Origin of the sequence: Microbacterium terrisoli (genome assembly GCF_030866805.1) — a bacterium.
Lineage (GTDB): Bacteria > Actinomycetota > Actinomycetes > Actinomycetales > Microbacteriaceae > Microbacterium > Microbacterium terrisoli.
The window spans coordinates 181388-193747 of record NZ_CP133019.1 but is presented as its reverse complement, the minus strand read 5'-3'; the positions used below and the strand labels follow the sequence as shown (position 1 = coordinate 193747).

The 12360-nt window shown below is 70.0% G+C and carries 9 protein-coding genes; 3 read left to right on the top strand and 6 right to left on the bottom strand.

Annotated features, from left to right (window positions below; all coding sequences use genetic code 11):
- Positions 1–42: 42 nt before the first annotated feature.
- From QU603_RS00890 to QU603_RS00875, 4 genes are all read right to left on the bottom strand, one after another.
- Entirely contained in the window at positions 43–885 is an 843-nt protein-coding gene (locus QU603_RS00890) for a serine protein kinase RIO (RefSeq protein WP_308492619.1), read from the bottom strand.
- A gap of 181 nt (positions 886–1066) precedes the next feature.
- Positions 1067–2749: a formate--tetrahydrofolate ligase gene (locus QU603_RS00885; RefSeq protein WP_308492618.1), complete on the bottom strand. Its 1683-nt coding sequence runs from the start codon at positions 2747–2749 to the stop codon at positions 1067–1069.
- Positions 2750–2896: 147 nt separating this feature from the next.
- Positions 2897–4006 carry an epoxide hydrolase family protein gene (locus QU603_RS00880; RefSeq protein WP_308492617.1) on the bottom strand — a complete coding sequence of 370 codons (1110 nt, stop codon included), beginning with the start codon at positions 4004–4006 and terminating at the stop codon, positions 2897–2899.
- A gap of 133 nt (positions 4007–4139) precedes the next feature.
- A complete protein-coding gene (locus QU603_RS00875) occupies positions 4140–5126 on the bottom strand; it encodes an SDR family NAD(P)-dependent oxidoreductase (protein ID WP_308492616.1) in 987 nt (328 codons plus the stop codon).
- Positions 5127–5209: 83 nt separating this feature from the next.
- On the opposite strand from QU603_RS00875, the gene QU603_RS00870 reads away from it, so the two are divergent.
- A complete protein-coding gene (locus QU603_RS00870; protein WP_308492615.1) occupies positions 5210–5782 on the top strand; it encodes a TetR/AcrR family transcriptional regulator in 573 nt (190 codons plus the stop codon).
- Positions 5783–5823: 41 nt separating this feature from the next.
- Here QU603_RS00870 and recQ read toward each other — a convergent pair whose 3' ends face one another.
- Positions 5824–7791 (bottom strand): DNA helicase RecQ, encoded by a 1968-nt coding sequence (gene recQ / locus QU603_RS00865; protein ID WP_370655319.1) that lies wholly within the window; start codon positions 7789–7791, stop codon positions 5824–5826.
- A gap of 249 nt (positions 7792–8040) precedes the next feature.
- Here recQ and QU603_RS00860 point away from each other — a divergent pair, with 249 nt between their 5' ends.
- Positions 8041–8562 carry a DUF4262 domain-containing protein gene (locus QU603_RS00860; RefSeq protein ID WP_308492614.1) on the top strand — a complete coding sequence of 174 codons (522 nt, stop codon included), beginning with the start codon at positions 8041–8043 and terminating at the stop codon, positions 8560–8562.
- Positions 8563–8735: 173 nt separating this feature from the next.
- On the top strand, positions 8736–9527 hold the full coding sequence (locus QU603_RS00855; RefSeq protein WP_308492613.1) for a class I SAM-dependent methyltransferase: 792 nt from the start codon (positions 8736–8738) through the stop codon (positions 9525–9527).
- Between the two features lie 181 nt (positions 9528–9708).
- On the opposite strand, the gene QU603_RS00850 is transcribed toward QU603_RS00855, so the two are convergent.
- Positions 9709–12270: a DEAD/DEAH box helicase gene (locus QU603_RS00850; RefSeq protein ID WP_308493907.1), complete on the bottom strand. Its 2562-nt coding sequence runs from the start codon at positions 12268–12270 to the stop codon at positions 9709–9711.
- Positions 12271–12360: the final 90 nt, after the last annotated feature.

Genomic DNA, 12360 nt, shown 5'->3' with positions numbered 1-12360 from the left:
GCAGCCGACCGCGCGCCGGGACGCGGCAACCCACCCACCCGGTCAGAACGCGTCGGCGACGAGCTCGGCGAACAGGGCCTCGACGTCGCACTCCACGCCACGGCGGGCGAACCAGTCGCAGACATTGACGCAGTCGCGATGCAGCAGGTCGAAGCCCTGCGGATTGGCGGCCAGGTCGACGACCTGCGGCAGGTCGATGACGACGACCCGGCCGTCGTGCACGAGCAGGTTGTACGCCGACAGGTCGCCGTGGGCGAATCCGGCGCGGACCAGGGCGCGCAAGATCTCCACCGTCTGGTCGAGCAGGGCGTGGAGTGCCGGGCCGCGCTCTTTGCACTGCGCGAGGCGCGGGGCGGCGACGGTGCCGGTTCCGATGAACTCCATGAGCACTTCGGACCCGGTCACCTGCACGGGGTAGGGCACCGGAACCCCGAGCGCCCACAGCCTGCACAACGCCTCGAACTCGGCGTACGACCACTGCGCGGCAGCGACCGTGCGGCCGTAGGCCGTCTTCTTCGCGAGTGCGCGCATGTCGCGGGTGTTGTCAGTGCCGCGCCCTTCGGTATAGACGGCGGAGCGGTGAAAGCTGCGACGATCCTGGTCGCGGTAGCGCTTGGCCGCCAGCACCACATGGCCCGCCGGGTCGTCGGGCACGCCGCGTTCGACGAGGAACACGTCACCCTCTTTGCCGGTCTTGAGGATGCCGAGCTCGGTGTCGACGGCGCCGGCAGAGGTCACGACCCAGCCGGGTCGCGGTTCGGGGCCCCGCTCGGTGGGCAGGGATTCTGGCCAGGTGGTCCAGCGCTGGCCGTCGCCGAGGGTGACGTCGGCGAAGGTGAGATCGAGGTCGCCGAACGCCTCGAAAGAAGACGAAGAAGAAGTCACGAGTGGGATGCTCCGGATGAACGGAGGCCACTCGGCGGCGAGGGCCTCTCAGAGATGGATGTCAGCGAAGGGCGCGACAAAGACGGTGTACATCGTTGCCTCCCTTCGACACATCCGGGCACATCCCGGTGCGCACGAGCCTAGCCTGTCAGGACGCGCGTGCATAGGCCCGATCCGGGCCTCAGAACAGGCCGGTGATGCGCCCGTCGTCGTCGACGTCGATGGATGCCGCGGCCGGCCGCACCGGCAGCCCGGGCATCGTCATCACGCTGCCGCAGATCATCACCACGAACCCGGCACCGGCCGACAGCCGCACTTCGCGCACGTTGACGGTGTGTCCGCTGGGCGCCCCGAGCGCCGACGGGTCGGTCGAGAACGAGTACTGCGTCTTGGCGACGCACACGGGCAGGTCGCCGTATCCGTCATCCTGCAGTCGCTGGATCTGGGATCGCACCGACGCGTCGGCGGTGATGCCCTCCGCGCCGTAGATGCGCTGGGCGATGGTGGTCATCTTCTCCCACAGCGGCGCATCCAGCGGGTACGTGTAGGTCGGCTCAGGCGGTTCGGACGACTGCCCGCACACCCGCACGACCTCGCGCGCGAGCTCTTCGGCACCGGCGCCGCCGTCGGCGAAGTGGGTGGCCACGATCGCCTTCACACCGACCCGCGCGCACGCGGCGACCAGCGCCTCGGTCTCGGCCGGCGTGTCATCGGCGCGCTGGTTGATCGCCACGATCGCCGGCAGTCCGTACACGCCCTGCACGTTCGCCAGGTGCCGCTCGATGTTGGCCGTGCCGCGCTCGACGGCGGCGACGTCCTCGCGTGCCAGGTCCGCGACATCCACCCCACCCTGATACTTCATCGATCGGACCGTTGCCACCACGACCGCCACCGACGGTCGCAGCCCGGTCTTGCGGCAGAGGATGTCGACGAACTTCTCTCCGCCCAGATCCGAGCCGAAGCCGGCCTCGGTCACGACGTAGTCGGCCAGTCCCAGCGCGGTGCTCGTGGCCAGGTACGAGTTGCAGCCGTGCGCGATGTTCGCGAACGGGCCGCCGTGCACGAACGCGGGAGTGTGCTCCATGGTCTGCACGAGGTTGGGCGCGAGCGCGTCGCGCAGCAGGGCCGCCATCGCGCCCTGGGCGTTCAGGTCGCGAGCGCGCACCGGGCGACGGTCGCGGGTGGAGGCCACGATGATCTCGCCGAGGCGCTCCTTGAGGTCGGCGAGGCTCGTGGCCAGACAGAAGATCGCCATGACCTCGCTGGCAACGACGATGTCGAACCCGCTCTCGCGCGGATAGCCGTTGCCGGGGCCGCCGAGGCCGATCACGGCGTCGCGCAGCGCCCGGTCGTTCATGTCCAGCACCCGCCGCCAGGTGATGCGCCGCACGTCGATGCCGAGCTCGTTGCCGTGGTGGATGTGGTTGTCGATGAGCGCGGCGAGCAGGTTCGTCGCCGCGGCGATCGCAGCGAAGTCGCCGGTGAAGTGCAGGTTGATGTCTTCCATCGGCACGATCTGGGCGTACCCGCCGCCGCACGCGCCACCCTTCATGCCGAACACCGGGCCCTGCGCGGGCTCGCGCAGACAGATCATCGCCTTCTCGCCGATGCGGGTCAGCGCATCGCCCAGACCCACCGACGTTGTGCTCTTGCCCTCACCGGCCGGCGTCGGCGACATGGCCGTCATGAGGATCAGCTTGCCCTGCGGGCGTGATCGGATGCCGGTGACATACGGCAGCGAGATCTTGGCCTTCGTCGTGCCGTACGGGATCACCGCGTCTGCGGGGATGCCCAGCCGGTCGGCGATCTCGCCGATCGGCAGCAGGTGCGCGGCTTGCGCGATCTCGATGTTGCTCAGGCTCATCCTCGAACCTCCTGGCCTTGTGGGCTGGTGTGCGGCCGTCAGGTGCACGGCTTCGGCCAGCCTACGGGCACCGTGCGTCGATGAGGTAGAGCGACCTGCGCGCTGCGTGCGGCTCCCCCCGGTGTCGGGCAGGTTCCGGCCCGGATCTCACGCGTCGAGCGAGGCGGCGAAGGTGTGGATGTCGCGGGCGAGCAGATCGGGTTCTTCATGCGGCGCGAAGTGCCCGCCGCGATCGAAGCGCGTGTACTGCACGACGTTGTAGGTGCGCGCGGCATACTCGCGGGGCGGAACGGCGATGTCGGCGGGGAAGGCGGCGACGGCGGTGGGCAGCGCACCCATGTCGGGCCTCGGCGTCGGATACGCCGAGAAGTCGTAGTACGGGCGGAAGGAGGTGCCGATCGTCCCGGTGAACCAATACAGCGAGGCCTGCAGCAAGATCTCGTCGTCGCTGAATCGGCTGCTCACGTCTCCCCCGCAGTCGCTCCACGCGCGGAACTTCTCGAGGATCCACGCCAGCAGCCCGACCGGAGAATCACTCAGGCCGTAGGCGAGGGTCAGCGGCCGCGTCTGCTGCTGATGCTCGTAGGCACCGCCGTCCTGGCTCCACGCGTCGATCCCGGCCAGGTACGCCTGCTCATCCGGCGTGAGGTCGTGGTGGTCGGCGGCGCCCATGACCGCCATGAGATGGATGCCGGCGACGGACTCCGGATGAGCGGCGCCGAGCCGAGATGTGACACCGGCCCCGAGATCGCCGCCGTGCGCGACGTACCGCCGGTATCCGAGTCCTGTCATCAGGTCGTGCCACCGTTCGTGCGTCGGGACTTCCGCCGGCATCTGGGCGGGCGGGTCCGAGAACGTGAAGCCGGGCAGCGAAGGCATCACGACATCGTGCCCGCGGTCGGCGAGCAGGTGCGCGAGCGGGATCATCTCGGCGAACGTGCTCGGCCAGCCGTTGGTCAGGATCAGGGGAAGGCCCACCGGGTCCTGTGCGCGCACGTGCAGGAAGTGCACTCTCCCCTCGCCGACCGTCGCGATCCGCTGCGGCTCGGCGTTGAGCCGCCGCTCATGCGCGCGCCAGTCGAAGCCGTCTGCCCACGAGCCGATCAGCCGCTCGAGCGTCTCTCGGTCGGTTCCTGCGGCCCAGTCGTGGTCGGGCCACGGGCTCGGCCAGCGCGTCGCGGTGAGCCGGCGCCGCAGATCGGCGATGTCGTCGTCGGGCACGGCGATGGCGAAGTCGGCGATCTCGAGCATGCCCATGTCTCCTCTGGTTCTCGCCCGGGTGGTCCGGGCGAGACCTGGCCGCTTCTGGCTGCCCTCTCGGCCACCCGCAGGCGAGCCCGGCCCGCCCTCACGTGGCAGTGCGTCAGAGGCTACTCCGCGGCAGGCTCTCTCACGGCCGGGCTGCGAGATCGGTGGCCAGGAACTCTCGCACGCGCGCACGGAACGCCGGATCGGCGACCGCCCCGCGCACGGGGACGACGTGCAGGCGTCGGTCGCTGCGCCGCAGCGCGGGTCCGACGAACACTCCCTGTTCGATCTCTGCGGCCGTCGCCGACCAGATCACCGACCGCGCGGCATCGGCGGCGGTGCGCCCCAACCGGGTCGTGACCGAGGCGATCGCCCGGGTCAGGGCACGGTCTGCCTGGGCGGACATGCCGGTGGCGGCCACCCCGGGGTGTGCGATCACCGAACGGACCGGCGAGCCGGATGCCGCCAGTCGCTCGCCGAGGTCCACCGCGAACGCAGCGGCGGCGATCTTCGATCGGACATAGGCGCGGAACTGGCTGAACGCCGCCGGGTCGCCGGAACGCTCGAGGTCGGGCACCGCCCGCAGCCGCTGCGAGAGGTTCGTGCCGACCAGCACGATGCGCGGCGCCGGCCCCACCAGAAGAGCCAGCAGCCCCTCAGCCAGTCTCGCCGCGCCGACGAGGTTCGTCGCATACGTGAGCTCGATGCCGTCGACGCTCAGTTCGAACCGCGGCACGCTCGCACCGGCGTTGTTGACCAGCGCGTCCAGCACGACGCCGTCGGCGGCGAGCGCCTCAATGAACCTGTCGATCGATCGGCGGTCAGACACGTCCACCCGGCGCACCACGATGCGGTCAGCCGCGGCATCCAGCCCATCGAGCACTCGGTACCCCTGCCGGTCGGCCGCCGTGTACCCCTGCCGATCGGCGGCCTGCGCGACCCGGGCCGCCATCTTCTCCACGTCGCGGACCGCGGCGATGACCGTCGCACCGGCACCGACCAGCGCCTGCGTGATTTCCCAGCCGATGCCGCCGCTTGCGCCGGTGACCACGATCGTGCGGCCGTGCTGGTCGGTCAGATCGGCGACGTCCCAGTCGAAGTGCCGCGCGGTGTGCTCTGCGTCCATCATTTCCCTCTCCTATCCGGATACATCATCCGAATGACAGTAGCACCAATCGGATGATCCATCCGATTACGCGGTAACATGGGCGCATGACGCAGCTGCTCGCACGGCCTACCGGCCTCCGCGCGGATGCTGCGCGCAACCGCTCACGACTTCTCGAGGTCGCCCGGGATCACCTCGCAGCGACCGGCCAGCTGCCGTTGAACGCGATCGCCGCCGAGGCCGGTGTGGGCATCGGAACCGCGTACCGCCACTTTCCCGATCAGCGGGCGCTGATCGAGGCACTGGCGATCGAAGGGTTCGACGACATGATCGCCGATGTGCGCACGACGATCGCGGTCGATGACCCGACCGAGGCCCTGCACCGCATGATCGTGACCGTCCACGAGCACCTGTGCGCGGACGCACCGCTGGCAGCGATGCTGACGGCCGGCGCGTTCGTCTGTTCGGATGCCGCAGCCGCCGCCGGAGACCTCTTCGCCGACATCGCACAGCTGCTCGACCGGGCGAAGGCCGCGGGCGCACTGCGCGACGACGTGACCGTCGACGACCTGCGCCGCCTGCTGTGCGGCCTGCAGGCGGCGACGACGGCCGGGCCCGCCGCGCTGGATGCGCCCGCGCGCTACGCCGAAGTCCTCATCGCCGGGCTGCGGCCCCGGTGACCACGCGCTGACCTGCCCAGGCGATCGACCTCGACCCGACCTCAGCCGGCGGCAGCGATCACCTCGAGCACGGCTTCGCCGTAGGCCTCGCGCTTCTTCGCGCCGATGCCGCTGATGCCGTCCAGAGCGTCGACCGACGCCGGGCGATGCTCGGCAAGAGCCCGCAGCGTCGCATCGTTGAACACCACATACGCCGGAACACCGGCCTCACGCGCCACCCCGCCGCGCCAGCTGCGCAGTGCCTCGAACAGATCCCGATCGGCCGGGTCGAGGGCTTCGGATGCTGCAGCTTTGCGCGCGCGGTCGCTCGATCGGGAACCACCCCGACCGAGCACGTCACGCCGCAGCGGCACATCGGTCTCGCCGCGCAGCACGCCGGCTGCGGCATCCCCCAGCGCCAGCGTGCCGTACTCACCCGTGGCGACGAGGATGCCGCGGGCCAGCAGCTGCCGGATGACGCTGCGCCAGTCCTGGTCGGAGAGGTCTGCGCCGATGCCGTAGGTCGCCAGCCGCTCGTGGCCGAAACGCACGATGCGCTCGGTGTTCGCCCCGCGCAGGATGTCGACGAGATGACCGGCGCCGTACGCCTGGCCGCGCTCGCGCTGCAGCCGCACGATCGTCGACAGCAGCTTCTGGGCGGGCACGAGCCCGTCCCACGTCTCGGGCGCCTGCAGGCAGGTGTCGCAGTTGCCGCACGGCTCGGAGGTCTCACCGAAGTAGCCGAGCAGGTTCTGGCGACGGCATCCCACCGTCTCGCACAGGGCGAGCATCGCATCGAGGTGCTGGCCGAGCCGCATCTTGAACGTGCGGTCACCGGGCGAGGCGTCGATCAGACGCCGCTGCTGCACGACGTCGCCCAGGCCGTAGGCCATCCACGCGACCGACGGCTCGCCGTCGCGGCCGGCGCGGCCGGTCTCCTGGTAGTAGCCCTCGACGGACTTCGGCATATCGATGTGGGCGACGAAGCGCACGTCGGGCTTGTCGATGCCCATGCCGAACGCGATCGTGGCGACCATGACCACGCCGTCCTCACGCAGGAACCGGGACTGGTGCCGCGCCCGAACCGACGCGTCGAGCCCGGCGTGATAGGCCAGCGCGTCGATGCCCTGGCCGCGCAGATATTCCGCAGTCTGGTCGACGCTCTTGCGGCTGAGCGCATAGACGATGCCGGCCGAGCCCTCGTGCTGCGACCGGATGAACTGCACGAGCTGCTTGCGCGGCTCGACCTTCGGCTCGATGCGGTACTGGATGTTCGGCCGGTCGAAGCTTGCCACATAGTGCTTCGCGTCGGGCAGGCGCAGTCGCTCGGTGAGCTCGCGGTGCGTGGCGCGGGTCGCCGTGGCCGTCAGCGCCATGCGCGGCACACCGGGGAACCGCTCGTCGAGGTCGCCGAGGGCGAGATAGTCGGGACGGAAGTCGTGGCCCCACTGCGACACGCAGTGCGCCTCGTCGATCGCGATGACGCTGAGCCTGCCGCGCCGCAGCAGCGCGGTGGTCTGAGCGAGGTTGAGCCGCTCGGGCGCGACATACAGCATGTCGAGTTCGCCGTTCGCATAGGCGCGCTCGACGTCGGCGCGCTCGGGCGGAGTCTGCGTCGAGTTGAGGTACGCGGCCCGCACCCCGTTGGCGCGCAGCGCGTCGACCTGGTCGTGCATGAGCGCGATGAGCGGGCTGACCACCAGGCCCGTGCCTTCTCGCACGAGAGCCGGCACCTGGTAGGTGACGGACTTGCCACCGCCGGTGGGCATGAGCACCACGGCATCGCCACCGCCCACGACCTGGTCGATGATCGCGGCCTGGTCGCCACGGAAGGCGGCGTATCCGTACACCTCGCGCAGCACCGCGACCGGGTCGGCGCCTGGGACCACGCGCCCGGAGGCCCTTCGCGGGGAGGACGACTCGTCGGGCGGCGGCATCCATCCGTCTTCGGGCGGAGCCCACTCATCCGGCGGCGCGACGGCGTCGTCCCAGACGACGTCTGCGTACGGGTCGGTGGAGGAACTGCTCACCCCTCCACGGTAGCCGGGCGCACCGACACCGGCCGCCGGTTCTCCACAGCTGTGGCCGCTGAGCGAAGGATCGTACTGAGGATGCGGCGGGGTCGCCGCGGAACGCGTCGTACCCGTGCACCTCGCGCAGCACGTCGAGCGCCGACGTTGCACGCTCTGTGGATAACTGCGCACCGATGTCGGTGCGCCAGGCTATCGTGTCCGGCACGTGCCCTCGACCGATTCACCCTGCGTGAGAGGAGCACCTCCATGTCCACTGTCCCCACACCCCAAGAGCGTGCCTGGCTCGATCAAGACGACTCCCACGTCGCCGACACAATCCGCCGGCACGGCGTCTGTCTGCAACTGGTCGGCATGGGTGCCTGTTCGGTTCCCGGCTGTCCGTGCACGGTGGAGTCGAAGAGGCCGTTCGCGTACACGATCGGGCTGTTCGGCATCGCACACCCCGAGCTCGTCATCGTCGGCCTCGGGATGCCGGCGGTGTCATCCGTGCTCAATTCCACCGCGCGACTGGTGCTCGACGGGACCCGACTCACACCCGGTGAGGAACTCGAGCTTCCCTCGTGGGACCGGCGCATCTTCATCGAGGAGGTGCCGAACCCCGGCGACATCGCCTTCGGCGCGAACCGGCATTATCAGCGCCCCGCTGAGGCCTCGGTGCCCCTGCTGCAGCTGACCTACACCGACAAGCGAGGGCGGTTTCCGTGGGAGTCGAAGTACACCGGAGCGCGCAGCCGCCAACCGCGGCCGGGCGAGTGGGATGCGCACTGATGCGCTCCCTCCCCGCGGCGCCTCGGCACCCGGCAGCCGGGCCACGCGTGCACGTCAGGTCACTCGGCGAGCGCCGATGAGACGTCGGTGCGAGCGAAGTCATCTCCGACATACAGCGCGCCGGCCACCCGTCCGCGTACTCACTCGCCCGGCGGGTGCGCAAGACTCTGAACATGGCGACCTACACGCACGGCTATCACGAGTCCGTTCTGCGCTCGCACCGCAACCGCACGGTCGAGAACTCGGCCGCGTATCTGCTTCCGCATCTGCGCCCCGGTGACAGCCTGCTCGACGTCGGGGCGGGCGCCGGCACGATCACGGCGGACTTCGCCCGCCTCGTCGACCGCGTCACGGCGACCGAACTCGACGACGACGCGCTCGGCCTCGCCCGCACAGTGGCACGCGAACGCGCCATCGACAACATCGAGTTCACCGTCGCCGACGTGCACGCGCTGCCGTTCGCCGACGACAGCTTCGACGTCGTCCACGCCCACCAGGTGCTGCAGCATGTCGCCGACCCGGTGCGGGCGCTGCGCGAGATGGCGCGGGTGGCCCGCCCGGGTGGGGTCGTCGCCGTGCGCGACAGCGACTACAGCGCGTTCGCGTGGTGGCCGCAGCTGCCCGAACTCGACGACTGGCTCGATCTGTACCGCGTCGCCGCGCGCGAGAACGGCGGAGAGCCCGACGCCGGCAGGCGGCTGCTCGCCTGGGCGCACGCCGCCGGGCTGACAGACATCACTGCGACCTCGAGCACGTGGTGCTACTGGACGGCTGACTCCCGCGCCTGGTGGGGCGGGATGTGGGCCGATCGCATCCTCGATTCGGCGATCGCCCGCCAGCTGCAGGGCAGCGGCCACGCGACGCGCGACGACCTGCAGCGCATCAGCGACGGTTGGCGGCACTGGGCGGCCGACCCCGACGGCTGGTACTCGGTGCTGCACGGAGAACTGATCGTGCGGGTCTGACCGCAATCACCCGCCAGTCGCTGTCCGCTCGCGTCATCGCTCGGTGTTCAGTCGACGCGTTTTACGGAATTTCGCGACGCCGACGGTAGATCGCGCCGACTGAACTCACGAAGCCAGGGGGCGATGACTCCGGATGCCAGGACCGAACGAAACGCCGCCGCCGAACGTCGGCGGCCGACCGCTACAGGCGCACGACCTCGGTGACGCGCACGACTGCGGCTCCGGCATCCTCTGATTCGGCGAGGTCGACGACCGCGCGGATTCGCCAGTCATGGTCGCCCTCGGGATCGTCGATCGTCTGCTCGACGCGCCACTGGCCCGACACCGCCGCAGCCGACTCGTCGATCGCGCACAGGCGCGGCGAGCGCGCCCGCCCATCGACGCCGATCGAATCGTGCTCGGCGAAGTACGCGTCCAGAGCGTCGGGCCATGCGGCATCCGGATCCAGGGCGACCAGGTCGTCGTCGCGCTGCAGCGCCGCCAGCTGCACACGCCGGAACAGCTCATTGCGCACCAGCACCGTGAACGCCCGGTGGTTGGCCACGACCGACGGCGGCGCGGGCGGCAGCACCGGCCCGGCGGGCGAGGCCAGCGGGTGCACGAGCTGCTCCCACTCGTCGACCAGGCTCGAATCGACCTGCCGCACGAGCTCACCGAGCCATTCGATGACGTCGAGCAGCTCGGACGTGCGCGCCTCGAGCGGCACCGTCTGCCGGATCGCCCGGTACGCGTCGGACAGATACCGCAGCACGAGCCCCTCGCTGCGGGCCAGCTGATACGACGACACGAACTCCGAGAACGTCATCGCGCGCTCGAACATGTCGCGCACCACCGACTTGGGGGACAGCTCGAAGTCGCGCACCCATGGCTGGCTCGAGGCGAACGCTTCGTACGACTGGTGCAGCAGCTCGTCGAGGGGCTTGGGGTAGGTGACCTCTTCGAGTGCATCCATGCGCTGGTCGTAGTCCAGACCGTCCTGCTTCATCACGGCGACCGCCTCGCCGCGCGCCCGGTACTCCTGCTGCGACAGGATCGCCCGAGGGTCGTCCAGAGTCGCCTCGATGACGCTCACGACATCCAGGGCGTAGTGCCCGGTGCCGGCAGCGCCCGGCCCGTCGTCGGGGTCGAGCAGGTCGATCGCGGCCAGCGCGAACGGCGACAGCGGCTGGTTCAGAGCGAAGTTCGGCTGCAGGTCGACGGTGAGATGGATGCTCGGACCCGGCGTCTTGCCGGCGTGAGGAGAATCGGCCGGCAAGAGGACTTCTTCGCCGTGACTCTCCTCGTGCGGGCCGTTTCTCCTCGTCTCGCGCGCCTCGCCCGGCGGCGACACCTCGACGATCCCGGCCTCGCGCAGGGTGCGGAAGATCGCCAGCGCGCGCCGCGCCAGCGCGAACTGCTGGGGTCGGGTCTGATGGTTGTCGAACACGAGCGAGCGCACGTTGGCGAAGACGTCGCCGCCGCGCGCGATCACGTTGATCAGCATGGCCGCGGTCAGCTGCAGCTGCGGGGTCAGCGCCTCGGGCGCGGCATCCACCAGCCGTTCGAACGATCCGCGCCCCCAGTTCACCGCGCCGGTCGGAGCCTTCTTGCGCACGATCTTCTTGCGCTTGGCGGGATTGTCGGCCGCCTTGGCCAGAGCGGCAGCGTTCTCGATCTCCCATTCCGGCGCCATCACGACCACGTTGCCGTACGGGTCGAACCCCGCCCGGCCCGCGCGCCCAGCGACCTGGTGGAACTCCCGTGCCGACAGCTGACGCATCTTCGTGCCGTCGAATTTCGCGAGCTCGGTGATCACGACCGTGCGGATGGGCACGTTGATGCCGACCCCGAGCGTGTCGGTGCCGCAGATCACCCGCAGCAGTCCTCGCTGGGCCAGCGTCTCGACCAGTCGCCGATACCGCGGCAGCATGCCCGCATGATGGATGCCGATGCCCGAGCGCACGAGTCGCGACAGGGTCTTGCCGAACCCGGTCGAGAAGCGGAAGTCGCCGAGGGCGGCGGCGATCGCGTCGCGCTGCTCGCGTGAGGCGATCTTCATGCTCGACAGCGCCTGGGCCCGTTCGACTGCGGCCGCCTGCGAGAAGTGGACGATGTAGGCCGGTATCTCGGCATCCTTCAGCAGCAGCTCGAGCACTTCGTGCACCGGCCGCACCTCATAGGAGAAGTGCAGCGGCACGGGCCGCTCAACGCCGGTCACCCGCGCGACCGGGCGCTCGCTGCGCGCTTCGAGGTCGTCGGCGATGCCGGTGACGTCGCCGAGCGTGGCCGACATCAGCAGGAACTGCGCGCGCGGCAGAAGCAGCAGCGGCACCTGCCACGCCCAGCCACGATCGGGATCGCCGTAGAAGTGGAACTCGTCCATCACGACCTGGTCGACGTCGGCGTCGGCGCCCTGACGCAGGGCGATGTTGGCGACGATCTCGGCCGTGCAGCACACGATCGGTGCATCCGGGTTCACCGACGAGTCGCCGGTGACCATGCCGACGTTGGCGGCGCCGAAGATCTCGACGAGTGCGAAGAACTTCTCGCTCACGAGTGCTTTGATCGGGGCCGTGTAATAGGTGCGCTTTCCGGATGCCGCGGCCACCGCGTGCGCCGCCACGGCCACCAGCGACTTGCCGGTGCCGGTCGGCGTCGACAGGATGACGTGCGCACCCGACACCAGTTCGATGACGGCTTCGTCCTGAGCGGGGTACAGCGTCAGGCCACGCTCTGCGGCCCAGGCGACGAACCCGTCGTACATCCCGTCGGCATCGGCGCCGGTCAGTCTGTCCAGAAGTGTCGGGTCCACCCCTCGAGTCTGCCCCACGGATCAGCGCCGCCCCACCGCGGC